Source organism: Tautonia marina (assembly GCF_009177065.1).
In the GTDB taxonomy this organism is placed as follows: domain Bacteria; phylum Planctomycetota; class Planctomycetia; order Isosphaerales; family Isosphaeraceae; genus Tautonia; species Tautonia marina.
This window is the reverse complement of sequence record NZ_WEZF01000033.1, coordinates 1-26,132: the sequence shown is the minus strand read 5'-3', so window position 1 is coordinate 26,132 and position 26,132 is coordinate 1. Positions and strand designations below refer to the sequence as shown.

Genomic DNA, 26,132 nt, shown 5'->3' with positions numbered 1-26,132 from the left:
AATGATGGCACCTCTGACACCAAGGCCATGAATGGTCCTTGGAATCAAGGCACCGAGGCTTCAAGACGCCCTGGCAACATCGGTTGCTTCGTCTTCTTGGTTACCAGGGCCATTGAAGACCTTGGCGCCTTGGTTAATAGATCACTTGGCTTCTAGCGTTCGAGACGCTTAGAGAAACTTGGCTTTTGGATCGTCAAGGTGACTCAGGTTTCAAGTGAACTTGGTTGCCAAGCCACCTTGGCAACTCGGGATAAGTGACGACCTTGGCGTCTTGGTTATGCAGCCACCAAGACCACCCCTCCACCTACGATTCCGAGGAACCAAGCCGCCTTTCTCACCAAGTTCTCATGGGAATCAAGGCTTCCTGGTGCATGGTCGAACCGTCAAACCAAGGTGTTCCAGCCAACTCGGTTGTCAAGGAACCGAGTCTGACTGGCACCTTGATTCCCGGGAACATTGGAGTCGAGCGTGATGGCGAACCGATACGCACAAGGACAATGGTTCCCAGGAACCAGGATGCCTTGAACGTTTGGTTGCCTGTTGTGCAAGGTTTCAGGAAACCTGGTACTCAAGCAAACCATAAGCCAATCTCACGCCGTAACACGATCTCTAGTCGTTATTTACGGCCGAACCCCAAACGTTTCCGGCCGGCGAGGTCTGCCGATCGAGAAGACGGGCAGGGGACTACCGATCGGGGAGGAACGGTCGATGCGGAGCGTCGCCGTGACCAACGCAAAAGGGGGGGTCGGTAAGAGCACGACCGCCATCAACCTGGCAGCCAGCCTGGCTGACCTGGGACGGCGAGTCCTCTTGATCGACGCCGACCCGTCGGGCAATGCGTCGCTTGGCCTCTTCCCGGCGGGGTTACCGTCGGAAGGATTGGCCGACCTCTTGCTCGACGACGCAGAAATAGCCGACGTGGTCTTGCCCACCTGTGTCGAGGGACTCGACGTGATCCCCCCCGGAGATCGCCTCGGTTCCTGCTCCGATCAGATGGGGGGCAGCCAGGGGCTTGGCCAGGGCAGAGAGTTCCGGGTCCGCCGCGTGCTGCGTCGGGTCTGTGATCACGATGTCGTGATCCTCGATACCAGCCCCGTGCAAACGCCGCTCAACGTGGCCATCCTTTACGCTGTCGGCGAGGTCGTCATCCCGATCGATCCGTGCATCGCCGCCCTGGCCGGGGTCAAGACGCTTGAAACCTTGATCCGAGAGGTCGGCTCGCTTCGCCAGGAATTCACCGACGCCGGGCCTTTGATGCTCACCGGCGTCCTGATCACCCGGGTCGATCGAACCCTGGTGGCCCGCCAGATCGAAGCCGAAGTGCGCGACTACTTCGGCGACCTGGCCTTCGAACGGTCGGTGCCGACCTCGGTTCGCTTCCGGGAAGCTTATGCCCGGGGCGTTCCTCTGGTCCGTTACGACCCTTACGGAGCCGGGAGCCGCGCCTATCAGGCCGCGGCCGAAGCGTTCCTGATCCGGGGGGGCGAGTCGGTCGAACCGACACGCAGCGATCCCGACGGGGACGTGCCGCACGAAGCACCCTCCGAGGATGACGCACCGATCGAGGAGCAGGGCGGCGCCTCTGGCGCCGCTGCGTGAGAGCCGTCGACGCGGCGCGACGGCCGGCCACCGGGCGAGGGTGACTGGCCGTCGCGGCGACGGTTCAACCAACGCACCAAATCCAAAACACACGCCGAGCCAGGCCAAAGCGCTCAACGAACCATGATCAAGGGCAGGGGGGGCATTCGAATGAGTACAACCAGACGTGGGGGAATTCCGGGCCCCGAAAGCCGAACCGGACTGGTCCGACCCGCGATGACCGAGGCCGAGTTCGAGCGCCGGATGGCCGCCGCCGAGGCCACCGCCGGCCCCCGCTCCTCCTCCTCCATGAGCGACGGCGACGACCGTCAATCAGTCGATTCGGAGCCCGCCGCCGAGGTCGAATCGGCCCCGAAGTCGTCAGGGGCATCCTCCTCGACAGGATCATCTCGGTCCAAAGGCCGGGGCAGGGGATCTTCCAAGCTCCGGCGTGTTCAGCGCATGTTCGCCATCGAGGAGGAGCTGGACAAGAAACTCTGGCTCTATGCAATCCACGTGGGTAAGGACCGCTCCGAGGTGGTCAACGATCTGCTCCGGCCGCTCGTCGGGTCGATGGTCCTCTACGACTCTCGCGATCGACGTTCCAACCGCCAAGGGGACGGCGACTCGGAGAATTGACCTGGTCCCCCCGTGACGAAGCCGTCAAAGCGGGGGATCGGGAATCGCGCCGCTGACCTCCACTCTGTGGGGCGTGGCCAGTGCCAGGGGGCATCCGGTAAGCTGCTTCCCGATCTTGATTGCTCAATCGGTGACGACGACACGTCCCGAAGGCCGTTCCTTTGATTGTGCCACCCCCCCCCGGACCGACCTCGCATGCTCGACACCCAGGCCCCGCCGGCCACGGCCCCGCCCCCTCGATCCGATCGCCTGCTTTCGATCGACGCCCTCCGAGGGTTCGACATGCTCTGCATCGTCGGCGGCGATCGCCTGGTCCTGGCCTGGGCGGCCTGGTCCGGGTCGGCAACCGCCTCGACCCTCGCCCGGCAATTCGAGCATGTCGACTGGGAAGGATTTCGCTTTTACGACCTGATCTTTCCCCTCTTCCTGTTCCTCGTCGGAGCCGTCTTGCCGTTCTCCCTGAGCAAGGCCGCCGAGCAGGGCAAGGGGGCGGTCTCTCGTCGGATCGGACGACGGGTGATCCTGCTGTTCGCCCTCGGCCTGCTCTGTAACGGTGTGTTGCAGTTCGACTGGGACAATCTGCGGATCACAGGGGTCCTGCAACGGATCGCCCTCTGCTACGGGATCGCCGCGTTGATCGTGATGTCCACTTCCATTCGCACCCAGATACTCATCTGCGCGGCCATTTTGCTCGGCTACTGGGCCTTGCTGGCTGGGGTTGCTCCCCCGGGAGGGATGGCGGGCGACTTCACCAAGGAAGGAAACCTTGCCGGATGGGTCGATCGCCACTACCTGCCGGGGAAGATCCTCGAACCGTATTACGGGTTCGGTGATAATGAGGGATTGCTCTCGACGATCCCGGCCGTCGCCACAGTCCTGATCGGCGCGTTCAGCGGCGCCTGGCTGCGATCGAGGCAACATTCCCCCTGGCAGAAGGCACTCGGCCTGCTCCTGGCCGGCATCCTGAGCGTAATCGTCGGCACCCTCTGGGGGGCGTGGTTTCCCATCATCAAAAATTTATGGACAAGTTCGTTCGTGCTCGTTGCCGGAGGATGGAGCCTGATCCTGCTTGCCGCCTTTTACACCCTGATCGACGTCTTGAAGTGGCGGCGATGGTCCTTTGTTCTGGTGGTCGTCGGCGTCAACGCCATCACCATCTACGTGGTTCCGCGGTTCCTCGACTTCGATCAGATCGCGCGGTTCTTTCTGGGAGGGGTCATTACGCTCTCAGACCGTCTGGTTCCCGGCAACTTCTTTCCCGTGGCCACCGCGATCGGGACCCTGCTGGTCCAATGGCTCTTCTTGCTGTACCTCTACAAGCGACGTCTCTTCCTTCGCGTCTGACACGGCATGGCCTCCTGATCACGACCACGAATGACGCCTGATCAGGCATCATCATCCGGAAACAAGAACGGTTGACCGGGAGGGCCTTGCCCGTTGAGTCGAGCGTCAAGTGTTTCCAGGCAGAAGCGTTCCAGCGCGACCCGGGAACGACGAAGCCCGGGGTGAGCCGCCTTGACCTGAGCTTTGATGGCCTCTCGATCGGCCGAAGACAGGGCGTCCCATCGCGTTCGAAGTTCGGCAATGCGAGCAACCTCGGCCGCTTCTTCTGCCCGAAGTCGCTCATCGGCCTCAATTTCTGCCTCTCGACGCCGACGCTCTTCCTCAGCAACCGACGCCTCAGCCCGGGCGAGTACCTCCGCATCGTCAGGGGGAATGTACCCCTCGGGAGCCTGGTAATCGTCTCGGATCGAGGCCACCAGATACCCCGCCGGATTCCTGGCCAGGCGCTTGTCGTCCTGCCCCGCCATCCAGTCAAAAATAGCGACCTTTGCGCGAAGCATCTCCGGCGGGTATCGCTCAACCAGCTCGACGGCAATCCGAGAGGTGACGCCCCGATTCGTCAGCATCGCCATCAGCTCGAGGCGTTCCTCGGCGGTCGGCTCGATCGTGGAACGCCCCCGGGGACCTCGCAGAAAGACAATCTGCCAGGATCCTCGTGCCTTGCGGAGGTAGCGATCCTCCTCGCTCATGGCTTCCAAAAACCCTTGCTGCTCCAGTTCGGCGATGGCAGGACGCAGGCGACGTTTCAGTTCAGTCGGCTTGTACGAGCGGCTCAGGCCGACATGCTCACAGGCGAACGTCCGCAGGTCGAATTCAAGCCGATCGACTCGATAGAATCTTTTATCGAGAAATCGGAACAGTCGTTTTGTTGTGGGCAATCTCAACTTTAAATAAAATTCAAGATCGATCTGTTTCAGGTTTCCGCTCTGAAAACTGCGGAAAATCACCTCATTCCACTTGAAACTTGAGAGGGGAGGAGGGGCGTTTCCCCGCTTGCCTCGCTTCCGAACTCCCGCCTCCTGGGCCGCGCCGGCACTCCGGGAAGGGCGACGCCGCTCTTTGTCAAAAAGCGTAACGTTATCTAAAACGTGAAAGTTTTCATCCACCCAACTTTTCTCAGTGTTATCCCACCATGCATTTTCATATGAGAGAACAATACCAACCCAGCGATGCAACGCCTCTTCGATTCTCCGGTAGCTCTGGCCCGTCTGAGGCCAACCCAGCAGTTCGATCAATTCGTAACGGGAAAATTTGACTTTCGGCTCGGTGAAATTGTTCCATCGCTTGGTCAGCTGGATCAGGCCGACGAGAATCTCATCATCCATCGACGTCGGCAATCCATGCTTCGCTGTCCCCATGATGGTAAGACGGCGAACGATCGGCGGACCATCGCGACGATCGAGCCGGTCCTCGAACACGAGCGTGGTCTGGCCGTCGGGAACCCGATCCGCGAGCGAGGCGATCGGAAACTCGGCCAGGTTCAGCTCGTCCTTGAAGACGGGTTCCGCCGTCTTTTCATCGGTGAGTTCCGGGTCGTCCGCATCGTCGAAAAGCGAGGGGTCTCGGTCGGGCTTGTCCACGGTGGCGGTCCTGTTCCAGGGGCGTTCCGGGAGCCGAAGTCCGGAACGGTCTCTCTCCGTCCCCGTGGAGAAATCATGCAACAACAATGGCAAAACCTCCAGCAATTGCCCGCCCTTCGCGCGTGCGCACGTACGCGAGCGCGCGCGTTGTTGTTGTTCTTAAAACAAAAGTCTTAAAACAAAAGTCTAGGGGAACGCAAGTCTTTTCTATCAAAAGACTTGCGGATCCAAAGTATGCTCGGTTAATCGTTAGGTGCACGCGAAAGGGTGTCCGGTTAATCGTTAGGTGCACCCCAAAGTATGCTCGGTTAATCGGTAAAGGCGCCCAAAATTTTGAGAGGCCAACGCCAAAGGCGCCCAGAATCTTTTCTGGCTGTTTGTTCGGTATGGGCGGTCAATCGTGAGTGCACGCTGTTCGGCAGAGGAGGCCCTGACCCAATCAACACGGTTTCACAAGGGTGTCCGGTGAATCTGTAGGACCGGTGTTCACCGTGTCATCCGCCCCGAGGGTTTGGCCCAGGCCGGGAACGAGTTGATTGGGCCTTTGAGAGCCACAGCGTCAAAATCTCCTTGTCAATGCATGATCGTTTGCATGGTGTTGGCTTGTCGTCGCGGCGGCGATTGACAGGAAGGGTGTCCGGTGAATCTCTAGGACATGAGTTCACTTGGGTTTGAAGAATTTCAGGGAGGGCAGCAGTGGGGGCTCAGCTCGGAATCTGGGTTGGTCGGACTACCAACCGGTGACGGGTGGGCTTCGACAAAACAGGAACGAAAGGTGTCCGGTTAATCGGTAGAAGGCGCGGGGAATGCGAGAGGGGCGAATGATGCCCGAAGGGTGTCCGGTTAATCGGTAGTAAGAGGCGGTTCGCGTGGGGTCTGAGTGGCTTTTGCTCCAAATCACCGCGACCGCCGGCGGTGCAGGGGCCGCCAGACGTCCCAGGATGCCTCCAGGGGCGATTCTGGGACGCTCGTCGACGTTCTGGTCGTTTCGTCACGACGAGCCGTTCTGGGGCGTTCTGGCGGCTCGGCGATTTGAAGGCTCAGAGGTCGTCTCGGGCTCGCAAGGGGGTTCCGAGCCGCGAGAGCAGGTCGCGCCAGCCCGATCGTGATTCCTGTTCGACTTCCCCTTCGAGTTCGCCGAGGCGGTCGATCAGCCACGAGGTTGCCCGTTCCGAACCGGGAGTCGGCGAGGGGTGGGGGATGTCCAGAGGGGCGGGAGCAGGGGGGGGCAAGATGTTCGAACGATCGGGGGCAGGGGGGAGCAACGGAGCTGGGCCAAGACGCTCCCGAAGTTCGGCCCGGAGTTCGGCGACCTCGTGCTGAAGGCGGTCGAGGCGATCGAGGTGACGCTCGAACAGGGCGGTTTGTTCCTGGTAGAGCTGTCGGACGGCGGCAACCAGGGCGTGCTGAAACTGGTCGTTGGTCCGGATCAAGTCGTCCTGGCCGTCCCGGACCGCCTGGAGGGCGCGCGTCACGTCGTCATGATCCGGAGCATTGGGGAGCGGAGGGGCCACGAGCGACCCGTTCGAGGAGACAACGGGAAACGAATGCCCCAGCGTCGCCGGTAAAGTCGCAAAACCCTCCGGAAGCCCCGGATGGAGTTGCACCAGAAACCGACGCTGACCCAGTCCCAGGTGATCCCCATCGTGCAACCCGACGACCAAGGGGGCCGGCTCGTCGTTGATCGTCAGACCGGAACCGGCGAGGTTGACCAGGAAACTCCCCGAGGCGGATCGAACCAGGACCGCGTGAACCCGCGCAACCGTCTCTCCTTCGACTCGGAGGGCACAGGCCCGGCTCCGACCCAGAAACGACAGCTCGGAAAGCATCGAGGCCGCCTGATCGGGATGATCCTCGGGCCGCAGCACCAGGGGCGCAAGGTGAGTTTCTTCGGCCAGCGGATCAATCTCGGGCAAAACGGCCGGACGACCCTTCTCCGAGCCGGGTTCGAGCAACTCGATTCGATGTCCCGCCAACTCCAGGCCCTGGCCGGGCCGGAGCCAGGCGGCTCGGGAACGGGGCGGCGCGCCATCAAACCGCGTTCCCGTGCGGGAAACCAGATCGACCGCAAACACCCCGTGGGCATTCCGGTGCAAGTAGACATGCCTCAGGCTCGCGTCCCGGCTCAAGACCGGGATGTCTGCCGTTGTGGCTCGTCCAATCAACGCAAACGGCCGGTGGACGATCGCAATGGTTCGCTGGCCCTTGGGATCGATCAGCCGCAGACGGAGCCCTCCCGCGGCCCAGAGCGTGGAGTGCGGAGCCGGAGCCTGGAAGCCATTCGGTTCAGCGTGACCATCGGGAATAGCGATGAGGGTCCTCCCTCGCGTGCTCGAAGGATTCCAAAAGGGCCAATCACTGCCCGCAGTACAATCTCAGCAATCGCTGTACCGAATGAGATCATGTTAGGTGACGCTCATGGAACGGTGTCAAGTTCAAGTCGCACTTGCCAAAATGGCATGATTGCCGAGGGGCGCCACGATGGCGACAGGGGGGTTGGTGTCATTTTGGCAGTACTGATCAATTGGCTTCCAGAGGACATTTGACGCAAATGATTTTTTCGTATGTGGTTAAGGAGAGCATTTTGCGGGCGGCACGCTGATTGCAACTAATTGCCCGATGCGATTCGGGGCATGTCCGACTGAGCAGCATCGGTTTGGCTCAATGACGACCCGGATTGAGCGCAGCGTGTTGTTTTCAAGAGACGTCCGGGTTCCGGGCAACGCCCTTGGTACGCGCCGGGCACATCGACAAAAGAATCGGGGAGGGAGAACGATGGCGATCGAACGCTGGGATCCGTTCCGCGAGATGGTGAGCCTCCGCGATGCGTTCAACACGCTCTTGCAAGAGAGCTTTGTGCGGCCTGACAGCCTCGCTTCAGGAGGATCGGCCCTGGTGCTTCCCCTGGATATCTCGGAAACGCCAGAGGCTTTTGTGGTCCGGGCGTCGCTGCCCGGAATCAAGCCCGAAGACGTTCAGGTAACCATTCATGGCGATACCTTGACGATTCAGGCCGAGACACAAACCGAGCAAGAGCAGGAGCAAGAAACGTGGCACCTCCGCGAGCGGCGTCACGGTACCTTCCGCCGGACGGTGACCCTCTCGGTCCCCGTTGACGCGGATCGCGCAAAGGCGGAGCATGACCACGGTGTCTTGCGGCTGACGTTGCCGAAGGCCGAATCGGCTCGTCCCAAGCAGATCAAGGTCGGGCCGGCCGCCTCTCAGTCCTCCTGATGGGGGGAGACACGGTCCAACCAGGCCATGCAACCGGTAACCGACACTTCGGAATGAGCCCTGGCCGATTGGCCGAATGCTCCTGTTGGGAGCGACGGCAATCGGCCAGGGTTCTCAATCGAACGTTCCATCATCCTCAACGTTTGCGGAACCAGGGAACCAGAGGTCGCCCGGTGGATGCGGAAGGTTCCCGGTTCGGCCGAAAGGCCTCGCCGTTGGGAACTGGTGGCGCAACTGGTAGGTGACCGGGAAGGCTCTCAGGAGGTGGCGTTCCTTCGGAATGACCTCTCCTCTGAGGAAAGCCCGCCAGGCCCCGACCATTGTTCCCGACCGGAGGAGTCACGTCGGGGATCAGTCTGAGGCGAACCGGTTTCGGCCGGGGTTGCTTCGGGGGATCTGCTGGCGGATCAGTTGGATCAGTCGGATCAGTCGGATCAGTCGGCGGATCCGTGGGGTTAGTCGGTGGGTCTGTAACACGCTCCAAAACCGTGAACGTTTCGGCTGCTGGGTTAACCAGACCGGCATCATTGCTTGTCGAAATCAGCCATGTTCCGACTCCTCCTGGGGCCGGATCCGGGGAAAACCGGAACTGAGCCGACGGAGTTTCGGCGGAAAGGACGACAGACGTGGGATCAAAATGTCCTGGTCCGTTGCTGCTAGGAGTGATCGTGACCGGGCTGGTCGGAGGATCGCCCTGGAGCACGACACGGAAGGATGTTGAAGACTCGTCCGCGAAACATTCCGCCGGGCTTGGAACCTCAATCCGATAATCGGATTGCGTGCCCGGAATCTCAATCGTCACCACGTCCGATCCAACGGCCTCAAGACCCGATTCCGTGACCAGATCGATCCGGTACTCGTAGGCCCCGGGCGCTGGGCTGAGATCGACGATGCTCGCGCTCTTGTGACCAACCAGCGGCTCGAACGGAGCGTCTCCTCCCGCCGGCCGCCGCATCCAGCGAAGTGACCAGGGCTCCGGTCCTCCCTCGCCAAAGCCCGAGGCCGCCAAAATCGCCCCTCCCGGAACCTCCGCAACCGGAACAATCGTCGGGGGGACGAGTACGGATTCCGGAGCGTAATTATAGTTTGACTCATTCACAAGGAGGGTTCGATCCGAGAGCCAGTGGCGCACGACCATGGTCGGAAGCAGTTGATTGCCGTACCCTCGGCCATCCTCGGCGCGTTTGCTGCGCGCTGCCCCCTCATCACGCCAGTAGATGTGCTTGTTGATCTGGTTCGGTTGAGCAAGATCGACCACCATCACGTTGCCGCGAGCCGTGGTCGAACTACTACTGTGCAGGTCGATGAAGCGCAGGTGATTGCGTTCGATGAGCCCCCACTGGGGGCCCGTGTAATGCTGCTCGGTTGTGCTGATGACCGTTTGCAGATTATCACCGGCCGAGTCGGTCACCACGAAATAACGGGTCTGGTGTCGCGGAGTGAACCACGTTTTCGTCGAAGGGAAGGGGCTCTCATGACGGTAGCAGTGTGCCACATGTGACCGTTGGGATTGATTCAGTCGAACAAAGTGTTGCCCCGGAGATGCCTCCAGCGCGCAACGAGTCATGCTGAACTCAAATCCTCCTGTGGTGTAAATTGTGTAATCCGACGCCGATCCAAGATAAGACCGATCAATCATCAGACCACGATCACCACTCCCAAATTGAAAACACATGCCCGCTTCGCGAATATCAAGATCATGAAAGAGGAGATTTCGGTTCCTGGTCCAGATCCTGAACACCGGTTTCGACCGGGTCGTGAGCTCACGAGATGCGATTCCCGAAATCCGCAGGTCAAAGGTTCCTTCAAAGCCGATGTGGCCAAGATTTCCTTCGGGATACGGCGGAGCAAGGATGATCGGTTTTTCCGCGGCCGGATCCCCGTAAGCACCGAGCAGTAACGGGCCTCGCCGATAATTCAGATCGAGCGTATCACGAAACGGAAACACGTCTCCGCGTTTCAGTAGCACTCGCGTGTACGCACAATTGAACCGTTTGAACGCCTCGGTAATGCTCTCCAGAGGCTCCTCCGGAGATGTTCCCGGGCCCTCGTCGCTTCGATTCGGATGCGTCGACGAGACGTAATACGTTGTCCCAGTTTCCGGCCAGGGGTCGACCTGAATGGTGGCCACCTTTCCGGCAAACAGGCATGTCTGCGGTTGCGCTTCCCCTTTCCGGTTGTAGCGCGGGGTCAGCACGACCAGATGGGCGTCATACGTTCCTTCATTTTCAAAGACCTGAGAGACATAAAAGCCGGTCGATCGGGCGTAAGCCTGGCCACTGACCGGAGAGAGATACGGATCATGAAGTTCCTGAGTGCCTGACCTTACAAATCGCCAGAGATAATCATAATCCTGGGCCGCCATGCGATCGACGAGCGGAAACAAGGTGGCATCAAACTGAACCCCTAATGGACCCATCCCATTGGTCTGGCTTGGCCGCACCGAGAACTGAGCCGCCAATCCAAAAATGGCCGGTCCGTCCAGCACGCTGCCGGTCAAATGCACATGCTCGATGGCACCATGAGGCGCACCGAGCCGGTTCGAGGTCCCAAGTACCCGGGACACCCCTGACGAGGGGCCCAGGACTTCGGGCGGAAGGCTTCCCGAACCGATCAGCGCGGCGTTGCGAAAAAAGGAGATCTCCGATCCGGATCGACGGACCGTCAGCACCCAGCGTCGATACTCCAGCGCTTTCCCGGCATCCGTGGAAAACTCATCGGCGATCTGCGTGCATCCGGTCCCAAAGACGTGACCATCCGAGTGTGCCGAGCTGAACGGAATGCCTCCGCCAACCCCTTCCCCCGATGCCACCACGCCTCGTTCCGTCAAGGCAAAGTGCCCCGAAGCATCCAAAGCCGTGCCGGAAACCTCGTCGAAGTCGTACCAGGCTGTGACGTCCGACCTCAGCGGTTCCGGAAGCCCTGCAAAGGACAACCCCGTGCCGCTTCCGTGAAGCGTCTGGACCTCGGCCGATGATAACGCCCGACCCAGCCAGACGCCCCAGTTGTCCAGCAAGCAGGGCAACCCCGCGCTCAGCTCGGCGTTGCCACCAAAACTCAGGCCTGAGAAGGTCGAACCAAGCTCCGGATCGGTTGAAACATCGAGCGTTCCCGACGAAATTCCATCATAATACAGCGTGATCACATTCCCTGATCGAACGGCGGCGAGATGAACCCAGCTCTCCAGCGGGGCTGCCCCGAACGTCGCCGACGGACCTCCCGGAAGATCCAGCTGATACGAACCCGGAGAACCGTCCCCCGCATGAAGAATCTGGGGTCGCGTGCTCAGCGCTCGAAGGTCGGAACAGTCCTTCGCGGCGAAGAGGCCGCTACCACCGATCTGACCATCAACACTCTCGCTGGTCTTGCGCACCCAGCCCGCAATCGTCCATTCCGACCCCGACCAATCCTCCCGGAATCGGTGGTCCAACGTTGCGGACACGACACCTTCCGGAGCGGGATTTGTGGCCGGCGATCCCCCGGAAAACCGTCGAGACCCAGCCGTGTCCGGTGGGGTCGCCGGGTTATCGACGATGTAGTAGACTTGCTCCTCGGTGGCATGAGTGACCCAGTGTTCACCATCAAAGGGCGGTCCCAAACCCGAAACCCGGATGACATCCGTTGTGGCAAACGGATGCTCGGAGCCCACCGTCACCTTGCATCGCAGGCGAGGCACGTTGTCGCTTTCCAGAGGAACGGATTCGGTTTCCGCGAGAGTGATCGAGCGTCGGCCGGTAATGGCGTCCGAGGCTCGGACGACCATTTCGGCAGCTCCGACCGGTTTGACGGCCAACTCCGGAACACCGTCATGATCGACGCGAAGCTCCAGGTACTCCTCCTCTCCGGCCCCATCCGACTCACTATAAAGCCCAAACCCGAGCCCCGATCGTGTTGCTCCCGTCAGGGTCGCCGTCCACTCCGATCGACCCGAGAGGAGGACCTCGCCGTGCTCGAATTGACGATCCCGAGCATTCGAGAACAAACGGGCCGAGTCTCCTCGCCACGGGCATCCGGCCGACGAAAAGATTCGCCCGTTGATCTGATCCGTCCAGCCGGTCACCAGGCTGTCGTGCGCTGCCCGACCAGCTAACGGCCCCCCAACGCTCTCAATTCCTGTCGAGTCCAGCAGCCTATGGTCAGGATGCGACCTGTAGATGTTTTGACGAGTCCCTCTGAGTTCGTCCAGCGGCCAGTAAGCCACCATGCCCCAATTGCGAAGATCTTCCGGATTTAACTGATCAAGATCGGCTCCTGCCCCCGCGTTGTACATCGACGCAATCATCGCGTCGATGTTCGCCCCGATCCCTCCCAGTGAGTTCTTGAAGAACGCGGCGCGGCAGAGACTGATCGGAGGATAGCCAACCGTTTTGGCGGTGGCTCCCAACGTGAATGCCGTCCAGCTATTGATCGGCGAACTGCTGTAAGACGTCGAACCAACGGTCACGCCGTCAACGCTCAAATTGAGCGTCCGGGCCGAGGGATCGGTGGTGGCATCGTGCCAACCGACCACGAAGTACCAGCGCCCGACTTCAATTCCGCCGGGAAACGCCGATCGAGGGGCATTAACGCTCCCGGCTCCTCGGGCCGTGAAACAGAACTGGTCTGCTCCGGTCGGAGAGTTCAGGCACAGCAACCATTCCGAGCCCGTTCCCCACTTGCTGGCAATGTGAGTATTCGGGTTCGACAACCCGACCTCCGAAGGGATCGCGTTGACTCGAACCCAGCACGCAAACGCAAAATCGACATTGCCGGTTTGCAGATCGGCTTGCCCAGGACCAACAAGCTGAGTGTGAGAGGTCCCATTCCAGTGCGCGGCGCCGTGTCCGAAAACACCGCGGTCGGCACGAAGCCAGAGCAAGGGCTCGGGCAGGGTGTCCGGATCGGTAAAAGACATGATTGGCCCCGATGAGATGGCTCCGGGGCCGGCCGCCGGCCGTCCAACGTCGGAAGGCAGGTTTCCATTCTGAACGAGTGTTGCCAAGGTCCTGATCGGTGGCTCGTGACCGTGATCCCAGCAGATCACGGTTGCGTAACCAACAAGCAGCCCCAGCAACGCCCCGACAACCGCGACGGTCCTGCCCAAAGGCACGATCGAACGGCATTGCCGGAGACGGGAATCGTCAAGGGGGGGAGTCGCAGCAGGCCCGCCCGGCTCTGGCGGCCGATCGTTCATCGTCGAGCAAAACCGGGCACTGTGGCTCCTCGGCGGGATCATTTCGCCGGGCTCGACGCAACCTGCGGCCGGCCCCGAGACAATGCCCCCCCTGATGTTACTATCAGAAAAATGAGCCGCTTTAAGCACCTTTTTTTGTCAAAGAACCCCATGGCGAAACCCCTCCGGAGCGTTCCCGGCTCATCGGCACTCCTGGAAGGAGAATCGAACCTCGAAAACACCCCTGGATCGGTTCGAGTCCGATCATGCCTGGTTACCGTGATTGAACCACGGCCGGGACCGAGGAGCCCAGCAGGTTCGCGGCCTCGGCGCGCAGTCGAATCAGCGAGGCGGAGGCTTCCTGATTCCCTTGCAGCAACTGATCAACCCGGCCAAGCGCCTCTCGGGCCCCCTCGATATCCCCCAGCGAGGCCATTGCCAGCGCCCGAAGAACCTCGTCAAAGCCCGTCTCGTCGGGACCGATTCGTAAGGAATGACGCAGCGCCGACAGCGCCGCGCTGGGATCGCCCACCCGCACATAGGCCGCCCCCAGCGTGTTCCAGTACGACTTGCAATCCGGGCGAATCCGAACGGCCTGCTCGGCCATCGCCACCGCCCGGGTCGGGTCGCTCATGGTTGAGTCGCCGCCAACGGCCAGCAACCAGGCCAGGTCGTTCAGGTCGTCGGCATAGGCAATCAAGGCCCTCGGATCCTCTGGGAACACGGCCGCCACGGCCGCTCGTTGCTCCAGGGCCAGTTCCCGAAGCTCGACCGCCTCGGTCCCTCGATTCCGGGTCACCAGATTCCGCGAGAGCCGCTCGCAACACCCCGCCAGGATTGCCCTTGCCGCCGGATCGTTCGGCGACGAGGCCGCCACGGCGATCCGCAGTTCCAGCGCCTGGCGCCGGGCCGGCTCCGCCTCCTCGAACCGATCGAGTGTCTCCCGCAAATCCGCCAGCCGATCGTAGGCATCAGCCAGCGCTTCATGCCCCGATCGATCGGCCAACCGAACCGAGATCACGCGATGGCACAATGCCTCGGCCTCATCGACTCTCCCCATCGCCGCCAGCTGCTCGACTTGCTCAAGCTCTCGGTCACTTCGTCCCTGTGCAACCCAGCTTCGAGCCTGCCCCATCACGGCGGGAAGGCCCATGACGAGCCCCACGATCAACGGAACCGGAATCATCGTATAGGCATTAAGCATACTGTCGTAGGTGTAGATCAAAATCGCGATCGCCAGGCCGATGGCGGCCCCCTGACGCGGCTCCGACCAGGTCTCGACCGGCCGTCGACGGCTCGTCAACACCACGGGAAGGCAGAGCATCGCATAAAGTGCCGTGATTCCGACAATCCCATAGATCCCCATAAACACAATCCACATGCTGTCGAGGATCCGGACATCCGGCGCCCGAGCCCGTCCCTCGGCATAGGTCGCCCATCCAAAAAGCGGCCGTTGCATCACATGGCGAAGCATCCGATCTTCCATGATGATCCGAAACGTGTACGACCAACCCCGTTCGCGTCCGAGGATTGCATAGATGGTCGATGTCAACGCCTCTCGGGTCACCAGCTTGGTAATCCGTAAAAATAGATAAACCGGAGCGATCAAGCTCGCCATCGTGATCAGCAGGCGAGCCCGATGAAGCGAAAGGTAACGGACAAGGCCGATCCCGGTCAGACCCATCAACGCGACCCTGAACCCCGCCTTCGGAATGACAAGGAGTACCGCTCCCGAGGCCAGCAACTCGGGCAACGGACCAAACCGCGATCGTCCCGCCGTGATGGCGATCAAGAAGATCCCCATGATCAGAAAGCCCAGCGCCGCCGTTTCCAGGCAAATCACTGCCCCGGCAATGGCCGTCGCTGTCCAGAGGCCGAAGGGCACACCAGCCAGTTTCGGAACGGCACGGGTCACCCACAGGCTAAACGACACGATCCCCGTCAGGGTTGACCAGAGCGCCAGTTCCAGCGCATTGGTCGCCATTACAATCGGTCGATAAAATCCATACTTGAAACCATTGTACTGTCGAAGTCCGTAAACAAGCTCACTGATCGATGTCTGGCCGAAGACCTCGTACAGAATGGCCGGCGTCATCAGCACACCGGCCACGGTCATCCCGATCGCCAGCTCTCGGTCGGCTCCCGGTTTCCCGAAGTAAAGCCTGCCAACGAAGTAGGGAAGACCCCAGGATTGAATCACGGAGTTGACCGCCGAAATCAATGGCCATGCCCCCAGCCCATTGAGCAGGAACGACGCGATCGGGGTGCAACACACAATCAGCGCCGCCGCGTCGTACCATCGCGGCCGGAAGGTCCCAAACCGACGGCTATCGAAGATCAGGATGCCGATCAAAACGCCCAGGTTGGCCGCTGTGAACTTCGTGTAGTCGGGGAGGCCCGACATCGGCACGATGACCTTGCCCGACAGGAGTAAGTACGATCCGATATAAGACGTGATCACTCCTTTCCACGGTCCGAGGACCGCAAAAAAGAGCAAACAGAGGACAGGCCAGGCCAGCAGGGCGACCACGGCGGTCTGACTCACGGACGGGACTCCTTCGATTCAAGGATGCCTGGCGTCGCGCGCTTGGCCAGCACTCGGCGATAAAAGCGAATGGTTTGCTCGGCGACAATTTCCGGAGTGTAATTCCGGCGACAGTACTCCGCCGCGGCGGCACCCAGCTTGGCCGATCGCGCGGGATCGGCCAGCATCCAGGCGAGGGCCGAGGCCATCCCCTCCGGGTCTTCCGGGTCCACGTAACGGCCGTGCAAGCCGTCCTCGAACAACTCGCTTGCTCCACCGGCTCGGGTGGCCACCAGGGGGCACCCGGCGGCCATCGCCTCGGTAATGGTGATGGCAAACGTTTCATAGCGAGAAGCGACCACCGTCACCGCGGCTCGCCGCCGAAGTTCCGCCACGTCCGAGGGAGGGCGACGGCCGAGCCATTGAACGCGACCCTCGGCCAGGGCCCCCGGGAGCCGATGCTCCAGGTACTCCGGCAACGTCCAGTGCCGACCGTCGCGGTCCAGCCCCCGATCCGGACCCACGAACGTCAGCCGCGCCGAGGGACGATCGCGCAGCAGCACGGCGAAGGCGTCGAGAATCGTGTCTCCGCCCTTATGACGATCAAAGCGACCAATGAAGACGATATGATCCGGTTCGCTGGTCTCGACCCGCCATTGACGATCGGCCGGCACCAGGCGAACCGGATTCGGAATCGCCTCGGCCTCGGGTAACGGTTCATTGTAATACGCACGTGTTCGGTCAATCACGTCTTGCGAAGGGCCGGTGATCCCCTCGACGACTCGCAACACCTTCCCCTCGATCCGCACCCGGCGAGCGAACTCCCGAGACAACGGATCACCCCCTTGGTTCGGACCGTTCAGGAACCAGGGGCCGTGCAGCCGAGCCACCACCGGTACCCGTCTCCGGCGTCCCAGGGTTCCGGGAAGGCCCAAGGTCTCCTCCACTTCCAGGATGTCCAGCCGGGGGTATCCTTCCGCTCCTTGGATCACCCGCCGTAATCCTCGAGCGATCCGCATGATGCGCGTCGCCGGCGCCTTCGGATCGAGACGATAGGCCAGCGCCTCGGCCACCTTCCCAGGCAATCCCGGTGCATACAGCGGCCGCAAATCCAGCACCGGAGCGGGGGGAGCCTCCGAGATCGGCTCGGCCACCGAGCCGGCCAGAATGTACGGCCGATGGCCCAGCCGGGTCATTCCCTCGGCGATCGCCTCAACGTAGGTAATGATCCCATTGGCGAACCCCTCCGGCGGCCATCCGGGACAGTACAGGCCAATCGACAGTGGCGGACCACCGTCCTCCGCCGGTGCGGCTGAGGGATCAAGGGAGGGACTTAACGGCCTCGAAGGGTGCAATCCAGCAATCTCCTGGGTAGCTTCTGGTTCGTGATCCGATCAGACGCCAAGACGTGCCCCCGGCTGCCCGTCGATGGCGTCTCGGTGGTCCGGATCGGGAATCGCAAGCCCTGACGGGGAGCCGAGGGTGGTCACCGTCTGCGTCTCTTTCGACAGGCTCACGGCGCGCGTCACCGGAGGAACAGAAGCCACCACAAACCGCGCCATCTGATCGTTCGGGTATCGGAACAACGCCTGAATCGCATCGGTCATCATTGTATAGGACGGCAAACCGAACAGCAGCGGGAACGAAAAGAGGGAGGTCGACGACACCGCCGCGCAACACGAAAGCCGCAACCGTTCGGCAAACAGCTCGACCGGCCAGGGACCAAGCTCCGGCATCGCCACGATTCCCTCAACCTCGCTTGCCAGTGCCTTCAGAAACGGCTCTCGAGTTCGAGGATGCTCTTTCCAGAGCACGGAGAAGCCCGCCTTGCGCAACGTAATCACCGTCTCTCGATAACAGGAAAGCTCCTCGTCCCGAGGGAGATCGCCGTAATTCGAAAAGCATTGGCCAAGCACGAGGGCCCGGGGCTCCGCGCTCCGATCCATCTCCGACGCAACCGATGGAAGGGGAGCAACCCTCGACCCGTCCCGAATGGTTTCCCGAAGCACGTTGGCCTGAAGCCGGACTCGAGGCAAGTGCCGCTGATATGCCGGTACGGGAATGACCTGATCCGTCCAGAGATAGCTCCCCCCAACCCGATCCAGATGCCTGCGCAGCAACGACCACCGTTTCAGGCGATCCGGGAACCGTCGCTGCGCGAGTCTCGCTCGGATCGCGCGGTAGGTACGTTTCGGCTCGTTCAGAAATCTTCCAATTGAAAGATGATGGTCCTCGTGTTCGACAAACGTGTGCAGGCCGTCCTCATAGAGCATGATTCGAGCGTTCGGAAAGGCTTCGGCCGCAACCTTCTCAATTCCTCCCCAGAGACAATCGAGCCAGATCTCATCCGCTCTGGAAGCACCCACCCGCGACCGGAGCGAGGCAATGGCCTCGGCCACCCCCTCGGCAGACAGATCACGCAACGGCTGATCGACCGTCACCACCCGGTCCCATGTCCAGGTAGCTCCCGCCAGACGCTCGATGACCTCCCGCAGTTCCGGAGTGCTTGGCCCCGTATCCAGCGGAAAGATCACCAGAATCGATTCGGTCGGGCCACCGGATCGGGATGCTGACGCGGACGCCTGGCGAACCGCCGCGGTCGCCACCAGCAACTGCCAGGGACCATGAACGAACACAAGCCTTCGAGACGAATTGGAAAACTCGTTCATGCGATCCTCGGTGCAGCGCGCCTCGTGTCCTCGAAGAAGCCAGAAGCAGCACCCGAACCGCCTGGCAAGGCCCTTTTGGGAGTCCTCATCGCCGACCCTTCACCGCACGGACGGCCTGAAGATTGGCAGGCGACTCGGGGCCTTTATATTCGATCAGAGCCCCCCGACGTCCTCGTAAGCGATTGGCCACGAACCGAAGCTCTCCAATCGCCTGCGGGAATTTCGAGACGGCGCACGAAACACCGAAGATCGCCGATTGCCCCCCCGGCGTTCCCCGCTTCCGCTGCCTTCGAGTGGCCCGGAAGGCGATCAAGGGGTAGCCGAGCAGACCGAGCAGGCTCAACCCTCCGGTCGGCCAGGCCAGCCCGAGGCTGGCGATCGGCACGGCCAGGCCCCAGACGCCGTTGCTCATTGCCTGGCGAAACCACGGGCGGCCGGGCTTCTGAAAATGACGGCAGGCCCCCTCGGCATAGGCGTGCCCCGCCCGGACATGACGACGCCACCACTGGCCAAACCGGGCCATCGCCAGGTCGTGCCGGGTCATCTCGGCGTCGATTCGGGCGACCTTCCACCCTTGATCCCGAAGCCGGAAGCAGAGGTCCGGCTCCTCCCCGGCAATCAAGGTCGGGTCAAACCCGCCGACCTGCCGCAACGCCTCGACCCGCATCAAGGCATCGCCGCCGCACGCCTCGGCATCGCCGACCGGCGTATCCCACTCCAGATCGGCCAGGCGATTGTAAACGGATGCCTCTGGATACCGCTCCCGACGCCTCCCGCACGCCACCGCCAGCTCGGACCTTGACTCCAGTTCCGAACGGGCCCGATCAATCCAGCCGTCGACCACTTCGCAATCGCCGTCGACGAACTGGACGAACCGTAACCCCGGTTCCAGCTCCAGCAACCGCTCAAGCCCCGCGTTCCTCGCCCTCGCGGCCGTGAACGGAATCCTCGTGTCCAGCTCGACGACCTCGACCCCCCTGGCCCTTGCCTCGGCGACGCTCCCATCCTGAGATCCCGAATCGACATACACGATCCGGCCCACCCGGCCGATCAGCGAATCGAGGCAGGCGATCAGCCGATCCCCCTCGTTGCGGCCGATCGCCACCGCGCCGATCGCGTCGAGGTCCTGGGAGGTCGAGGGCTCCGGTCGGGGCAGGGGGGCGGTCACGGATGCGAAATCCTTCGAGGCGAGAGGCTTAGTGCCGGGACGGCTTCGGGCCGTAGCCGTCGGGGTGGGATTCGAGCCATCGCCAGGCGGTCTCAACGATCGCTCGGATGTCAGTATAACGGGGGCTCCAGCCTAATTCCGAGGCGATTTTCTCGGGGCTGGCGACCAGCTCCGGAGGGTCTCCCGGCCGTCTCCCGGCCAGATCCCGAGGAATCGGCCGCCCGACCACCTCCTCGCAGGCCCGAATCACCTCCAACACCGTCGCCCCGTGGCCGGAGCCGACGTTGTAAATCCGACCGTCGCCCGGCCCAATCGCCTCGACGGCCTTCTGATGCGCGTCGGCCAGGTCCTCGGTGTGAATATAGTCCCGAACGCAGGTGCCGTCTCGTGTCGGCCAGTCGGTGCCGAAGACGGTCAGCTTCGGACGTAAACCGGCCGCCGCCTGAAGGGTCAACGGAATCAGGTGCGTCTCGTGACGCCGATCTTCCCCGTACGTTCCGTCCGGATCGGCTCCTGCGGCATTGAAGTACCGCAAGATCGCATAACCGAGGCCATACGCCGCCGCGTAATCCTTGATCAAGCGCTCCGCCGCCAGCTTGGTTGTCCCGTACGGATGCTCCGGATCCTGCGGCGTGGTTTCGGTCAACGGCATCTCCGCCCGATTGCCGTACGTTGCGCAGGTGCTGCTGAAGACGATCCGGGGCACCTCGGCCCGCCGCATCGCATCGAGCACGCTCTTGGTCCCGATCACGTTGACCCGGTAGTAATTATCCGGGTCCTTCACCGAATCGGGCACAATCGCCAGCGCCGCGAAGTGCATCACCGCCTCGGCCCGGTGTTTCTTCAGGGCTTCGGTCAGGGCGTTCGTATCGAGAATGTCTCCCACCACCAGGCGATCGCTCGGCACGCTCGGCGGGTTCCCTTCCGACAGGTCATCGAAGGCGATCGGGTCGTGCCCGTGCTTCAAGAGCCACCGCAAGCAGGCGCTGCCGATATAACCGGCGCCTCCGGTCAACAAGAGCTTCATCCGATCAATTCCTCCGAGGGCCGAATCCCTGACTCAAGGCCCAGGACCCACCGCATCCGAGACCGCGCTCGGGCCGATCACCCAGGGGCTGCATATCATAACCAATCGGTCCCGACGCGGGGACCGGCCCCCAACCCACCTGGCCAGCCTCTCTGGGCCATTCCCGGCCAACCTCGTCTCCTCGCTCTCATCAAATCACCACGCCGAGAAAATTCGTCGTTCAGGATGTTTGCGGTGCCGGGCGAAATTCTGTCGAATAAGCCGAATAAGCATCTTGCGGTCTCGGTCGGGCCGCGCCACAATGAAGACGGTCCATTCGAGAAGGATGGTGCCATGGCCACGGTGGCCCTGTCGATGCATCGCACATGATCGCATCGTCAGGGCTTTTTTTATGAATGTGATCGGCTGACAGAGCGTCATCGAGGTCCGAGAACAAGGGCGGGCTTTTCCCAACGAGCCCGAGTGCGAGGTTCAACAACGCTGATCAAAAGGGCCGTGCAAGCGGTCCGAACCGTCCCGAAGGTGTGTGCGCCGTTGTGTGATCTCCAGGCATTTTGACTGATCCGCCTGATCGCGGCGGTCACATCACGCAAGGAATCGTGACGGGGAGGATGGGCTCGTCCGGCCTGCGCTCGTCGTCCGCGCCGAGATGATCATCAGCCTTGCCGACCACCACCGGTGGGTAATGCCGTTGCCGGTTCCGCCGGAGATTGAACCCTCATCTGATCTTCCCTGAATTCGAGGTTTTGACACGGAAAGCCGGACCGGCCGAATCGAACGTGAGGATGTCGTTTTGCTCGAAAGGATGCATGTTTTCCGCATGTCGATCTGGCGATCCGTGGAATCCTAGATTGAGGCATCGTTCCGTGATGACAACCACACGATTCTCCCGCGGATCAGGACGCAAGCGATTCCGTCTCGGCCGGCGGCCGACCCTGGAACTCATGGAGTCACGGACGCTCCTGGCCACCTTCACCGTCACCAGCATCGGTGATAACGGCGGCGTGGATCCGCTCCCAGGCGCGGGAACGGGAACGCTCCGGCAGGCCATCGTCGACGCGAATAACGCCGCAGGGGCCGACGACATCGTCTTCAACATCGCCGGGGCCGGTCCGCACGTCATCGCCCCCGCGGCTGCCCTGCCGCTCCTGACCGACGTGGTGACGATCGACGGCTTCACCCAGGCCGGGGCCTCGGCAAATACGCTGACCAATGGCAACGACGCCGTCTATCAGATCGTCCTCGACGGTACCGGCGCGGGGGTCGGAAGCGACGGTCTCCAACTGGCGATCGGCTCCGATCAGAGCACCATCCGCGGCCTGGTGATCCAGAACTTCTCCGGCGACGGCATCGAGATCAACAGCTCCAGCCTCAACACGATCGAGGGGAACTTCATTGGCACCACCCTCGACGGCTCGACCGCCGCGCCCAACGGTGGCAACGGCGTCTTTATCCACGCCGTGAATGAAGCGGCCGATCAGAACACCGTTGGTGGCAGCACTCCGGACGCTCGCAACCTGATTTCCGGCAATGGGAGTAATGGCGTCCATATCCTCGCCTTCGATGGACCCACGGCCGATGGTAACCGGATCGCGAACAACTACATCGGCACCAACGCCGCCGGTACCGGGCCGCTGGGCAACGGCAGTAACGGCGTGTTTATCGAGAACACCTCGTTCAATCGGATCGGCACCACCGGCGGCGCCGTCTTCCCCGGTGCTCCGAACCTGATTTCCGGCAACGGGAACGACGGCATCCTGATCCGGGGTGTTGCCCTCGACGGCAGGGCCGCCAACAGCAACGAGGTACGAAGCAACCTGATCGGCACCGATGTCTCGGGGGCCGTGCCGCTCGGGAACGCCCTTCACGGTGTCGAGGTCTCCTTCGATGCCAACGACAACTCAATCGGCGGTGCTCCGGCGATCGCCGGTGTCGGCAACACCATCCGCTTCAATGCAGGGGACGGCGTGGCTGTCACCGGATTGCCGAACGGTGGGGGCGCACCCCGCGGCACCATGATCATGACCAATGCGATCGACGACAACGGCGGCCTGGGCATCGACCTCGGCGACGACGGTGTCACGCTGAACGACCCGCTCGATCCCGACCTTGGGCCGAACAACTTCCAGAACTTCCCCGTGCTGACCTCGGCCGTGAGCACGGCCACCAATCTGACCATCATTGGCACGCTCAACAGCCTGCCAAACCAGACGTTCGTCGTGCAGTTCTTCTCCAGCCCGGTTGCCGACCCGAGTGGATTCGGTGAAGGGCAGACCTTCTTGTTCGAAACCACCGTCACCACCGATGCCGCAGGCAACGCGCCGATCAATTCCGTGTTCGCCACGCCCATTGCTGCCGGCCTGGCCGTCACCGCAACCGCCTCGCTCGTGACCGCGGCGGCTCCTCGGATCGAGACATCGGAGTTCTCCGAGGCGATTCTTTCCGAAATCGTCGGCGTCGACCTGGCGATCACCAAGACCGACGTGCCCGATCCTGTTCTCGTCGGCCAGAACCTGACCTACACCCTGACGGTGACCAATAACGGCCCGAACGACGCGACGGGCGTGATCGTGACCGACACCCTGCCGGCGAACGCCACCTTCGTCTCGGCCACGCCGAGCCAGGGGACGGCGAGCGAGGCCGCCGGGATCGTCACAGCGAACCTCGGCAACCTCGCTGCGGGCGCCTCGGCGACCATCACCATCGTCGTCACCCCCACCGCCGCCGCCGCTGGCACGACGATCACCAACACCGCCGACGTCGGCGCCAATGAAGAGGACACCGACGACACCAACAACACCGCCACCGCAAGGACCGACGTCCTGGCCGCCATCGACCTGGCAATTGCCAAGGCCGACACCCCTGATCCGGTCCTGGTTGGTCAGAACCTGACGTATACCCTGACGGTGACCAACAACGGCCCGAACGACGCGACGGGCGTGATCGTGACCGACACTCTGCCTGCGAACGTTGCCTTCGTCTCGGCCACGCCGAGCCAGGGGACGGCGAGCGAAGCGGCCGGGATCGTCACGGCAAACCTTGGCAATCTGGCCGCGGGCGCCTCGGCGACGCTCACCATCGTTGTGACTCCCACCGCCGCCGCTGGTGGCACGACGATCACCAACACCGCCGACGTCGGCGCCAATGAAGAGGACACCGACGACACCAACAACACCGCCACCGCAAGGACCGACGTCCTGGCCGCCGTCGATCTGGCGATTGCCAAGGCTGACACCCCCGATCCCGTCGTCGTGGGTCAGAACCTGACGTACACTTTAACGGTCACTAACAATGGCCCGAGCGGCGCGACCGGCGTGGTCGTGACCGACACCTTACCGGCGAACGTCGCCTTCGTCTCGGCCACGCCGAGCCAGGGGACGGCGAGCGAAGCGGCCGGGATCGTCACGGCGAACCTTGGCAATCTGGCCGCGGGCGCCTCGGCCACCGTGACTATCGTCGTCACTCCCACCTCCACCAACGGCGGGACTCGGGCGACGATCACCAACACTGCCGTCGTTGTGGTCAATGAGACCGACACCGACCCCGCGAACAACACCGTGACCGTGACCACCGAGGTCGTCAGGCCCCCGGTCGTCACCGACCTCGACCGGCTTGGCGTCCACCACCAACCGACCGTTCTGGTCGTCACCTTCTCCGACCCGATGGACGTCGGACCCGCGACCAATGTCGCCAACTACAGCCTGATCGTCTCGTCCGGCCCACATGCCGTCGGGCGCGAGATCGACATCGTCGACGCCGTGATCAGCGCCGATGGCCTCTCGGTCCAGCTCTACCCGGCCATTCGTCTGCCGATCCACGCGTTCCGCTATCAGCTTACGATCAACGGCATGCCGGAAGACGGCCTGGCGAGCGACGGTGTCTTGCTCGACGGCAACTACGACACCCTGCCCAGCGGCAACTACGTCTCTGACTTCGGCCGCGAGATCCTCGTCCTTCCCACTCCCATTCACACGCCCAGACCCACCCCGATGCCCCCCAACGGCGTCCCCCACCAACCGAGGCCGCACGTTCCTTCGTGGTTCCCCCACGAACTGCTCTCGGTCGGCAGCGTCGCGGAGCTTGACCAGTGGCTGGCCGATCGCGGCCATAGCGACCGGGTCGCGTTCCGGAACTACGTCATCAACCTGCTCAAGCTGCCGACCGAACCGATCGGCTCGGCCGTCGAGGTGCAGGCCGCGGCCCGGACGATCGCGCCTTCCACTCGATCCCCGCTCCCGGCCTGGGTTCCGACCTCCTTCCGCAGCGTCGAAAGCCTCGCCGCCCTCGACGCCGAACTGGAACGCCTCGGCCAGACCAGCAGGGGCCGCTTCCGGGCCTTCCTGGCCGACAAGCTTGACCTGAACTGACCTGATCCGTTCCCGGCGCGTTTCCTCCCGACCCCGCTCCGCCGCTTCCTCGGCGACGGGGCGGGAGGGTTGTCTCCGTTGCTTGGATCGATGGTCCTTCTGGTATCCCGGGCTTCAAGGCGGGCTCACTTGCCACCTGTGCCGGAGAGGCGCGGGTCGGCCGGGGGAGAGGTAGGGGCTTCGGCCAAGGGGCCTGGCGTCGGCGACGTACTCGAACGTCCCCTTGCCGCTCAGGATCGCCGCCCAAATCCCGATTCCACGGAATCTTCACCCTCCAATCGTGCTTGAGCGAGCAGTCCTCACATCGACTCTCCGCCTCAATTTCCACGATCGCCCGATTTTATGTGACTGCCGGTCCTCCGTTTCTCGATGATCAAAGCGTGGCTTGTTGGCCCCCTCGCTCCTCGGCCTCGTCTCTTTGGCAACTCGATTCCAAGGCAGTTTCCGAGCGGTGCCTTGATGGTCCTCGGTCCTCAGATGCCTGTTTGTTGGCCCGGCCCTTTGCGGCGCGAAACGAAGTCAAACGAGCAAAGCCGTTCTGACGAAACGAACCGGGGTCAATTGACCGAAGTCCTTGACTTCAAAGCACCATCCGCCCCAATGCACCAGCGCACCCGAAGCGCACCCACCGGCGCACCTTGGGGCGCACCGCACCACGAGACGACCCACCACACGACCTCAGAATGGCTTCCGCCTCGCGAGACGAAACAAACCCAACCGCCAGGCGCCCGTTTGACGAAACGAATCGAGGCCGATTGCCGCAAGTCCTTGAATCGCAATGGAGATGAGCTTGCCGAGCTTGCGCACCGGGGGCGCACCGACCAGCGCACCCGAAGGCGCACCGCACACC

13 protein-coding genes are annotated in these 26,132 nt (G+C 62.4%); 5 read left to right on the top strand and 8 right to left on the bottom strand.

What is annotated here, in order from left to right:
• Positions 1-708 precede the first annotated feature (708 nt).
• The 3 genes from GA615_RS26000 (at position 709) to GA615_RS25990 (ending at position 3,561) form a co-directional block, all read left to right on the top strand.
• Positions 709-1,599, top strand: a complete 891-nt coding sequence (locus tag GA615_RS26000; protein WP_152054272.1) for a ParA family protein — start codon at positions 709-711, stop codon at positions 1,597-1,599.
• 150 nt (positions 1,600-1,749) lie between these two features.
• Complete coding sequence (locus tag GA615_RS25995) at positions 1,750-2,217, top strand: hypothetical protein (RefSeq protein ID WP_152054271.1); 468 nt, start codon at positions 1,750-1,752, stop codon at positions 2,215-2,217.
• Between the two features lie 195 nt (positions 2,218-2,412).
• The gene (locus GA615_RS25990; protein WP_152054270.1) at positions 2,413-3,561 is read left to right on the top strand and encodes an acyltransferase family protein; all 1,149 of its coding nucleotides are present in this window, start codon (positions 2,413-2,415) and stop codon (positions 3,559-3,561) included.
• Positions 3,562-3,602: 41 nt separating this feature from the next.
• Here GA615_RS25990 and GA615_RS25985 read toward each other — a convergent pair whose 3' ends face one another.
• Entirely contained in the window at positions 3,603-5,141 is a 1,539-nt protein-coding gene (locus tag GA615_RS25985; RefSeq protein ID WP_152054269.1) for a replication initiator protein A, read from the bottom strand.
• 1,040 nt (positions 5,142-6,181) lie between these two features.
• The gene (locus tag GA615_RS25980) at positions 6,182-7,306 is read right to left on the bottom strand and encodes an FHA domain-containing protein (RefSeq protein ID WP_390622258.1); all 1,125 of its coding nucleotides are present in this window, start codon (positions 7,304-7,306) and stop codon (positions 6,182-6,184) included.
• 610 nt (positions 7,307-7,916) lie between these two features.
• Between GA615_RS25980 and GA615_RS25975 the strand changes: the two genes are divergently transcribed.
• The gene (locus GA615_RS25975; protein ID WP_152054267.1) at positions 7,917-8,375 is read left to right on the top strand and encodes an Hsp20/alpha crystallin family protein; all 459 of its coding nucleotides are present in this window, start codon (positions 7,917-7,919) and stop codon (positions 8,373-8,375) included.
• 136 nt (positions 8,376-8,511) lie between these two features.
• Here GA615_RS25975 and GA615_RS25970 read toward each other — a convergent pair whose 3' ends face one another.
• The 6 genes from GA615_RS25970 to galE all read right to left on the bottom strand — a co-directional run bounded on the left by GA615_RS25970 (position 8,512) and on the right by galE (position 20,915).
• Complete coding sequence (locus tag GA615_RS25970) at positions 8,512-13,269, bottom strand: LamG domain-containing protein (RefSeq protein ID WP_161602575.1); 4,758 nt, start codon at positions 13,267-13,269, stop codon at positions 8,512-8,514.
• A gap of 532 nt (positions 13,270-13,801) precedes the next feature.
• Entirely contained in the window at positions 13,802-16,072 is a 2,271-nt protein-coding gene (locus GA615_RS25965) for a tetratricopeptide repeat protein (protein WP_152054265.1), read from the bottom strand.
• A complete protein-coding gene (locus tag GA615_RS25960) occupies positions 16,069-17,406 on the bottom strand; it encodes a glycosyltransferase family 4 protein (protein ID WP_152054264.1) in 1,338 nt (445 codons plus the stop codon). Before GA615_RS25960 ends, GA615_RS25965 begins: the two co-directional genes overlap by 4 nt.
• A 39-nt stretch (positions 17,407-17,445) precedes the next feature.
• Entirely contained in the window at positions 17,446-18,720 is a 1,275-nt protein-coding gene (locus GA615_RS25955; RefSeq protein WP_152054263.1) for a polysialyltransferase family glycosyltransferase, read from the bottom strand.
• Between the two features lie 85 nt (positions 18,721-18,805).
• Positions 18,806-19,888 carry a glycosyltransferase family 2 protein gene (locus GA615_RS25950; RefSeq protein ID WP_201750327.1) on the bottom strand — a complete coding sequence of 361 codons (1,083 nt, stop codon included), beginning with the start codon at positions 19,886-19,888 and terminating at the stop codon, positions 18,806-18,808.
• A gap of 28 nt (positions 19,889-19,916) precedes the next feature.
• Positions 19,917-20,915 carry a UDP-glucose 4-epimerase GalE gene (gene galE / locus GA615_RS25945; protein ID WP_152054262.1) on the bottom strand — a complete coding sequence of 333 codons (999 nt, stop codon included), beginning with the start codon at positions 20,913-20,915 and terminating at the stop codon, positions 19,917-19,919.
• A gap of 869 nt (positions 20,916-21,784) precedes the next feature.
• Here galE and GA615_RS25940 point away from each other — a divergent pair.
• Positions 21,785-25,282 (top strand): CARDB domain-containing protein, encoded by a 3,498-nt coding sequence (locus tag GA615_RS25940; RefSeq protein WP_161602574.1) that lies wholly within the window; start codon positions 21,785-21,787, stop codon positions 25,280-25,282.
• Positions 25,283-26,132: the final 850 nt, after the last annotated feature.

Excerpts from the sequence above, each read along its gene's own strand:
- GA615_RS26000 (WP_152054272.1), top strand. The coding sequence starts at position 709 with ATGCGGAGCGTCGCCGTGACCAACGCAAAAGGGGGGGTCGGTAAGAGC.
- GA615_RS25995 (WP_152054271.1), top strand. The coding sequence starts at position 1,750 with ATGAGTACAACCAGACGTGGGGGAATTCCGGGCCCCGAAAGCCGAACC.
- GA615_RS25990 (WP_152054270.1), top strand. The coding sequence starts at position 2,413 with ATGCTCGACACCCAGGCCCCGCCGGCCACGGCCCCGCCCCCTCGATCC.
- GA615_RS25975 (WP_152054267.1), top strand. The coding sequence starts at position 7,917 with ATGGCGATCGAACGCTGGGATCCGTTCCGCGAGATGGTGAGCCTCCGC.
- GA615_RS25970 (WP_161602575.1), bottom strand. The coding sequence starts at position 13,269 with ATGTCTTTTACCGATCCGGACACCCTGCCCGAGCCCTTGCTCTGGCTT.
- GA615_RS25955 (WP_152054263.1), bottom strand. The coding sequence starts at position 18,720 with ATGAACGAGTTTTCCAATTCGTCTCGAAGGCTTGTGTTCGTTCATGGT.
- galE (WP_152054262.1), bottom strand. The coding sequence starts at position 20,915 with ATGAAGCTCTTGTTGACCGGAGGCGCCGGTTATATCGGCAGCGCCTGC.
- GA615_RS25940 (WP_161602574.1), top strand. The coding sequence starts at position 21,785 with ATGACAACCACACGATTCTCCCGCGGATCAGGACGCAAGCGATTCCGT.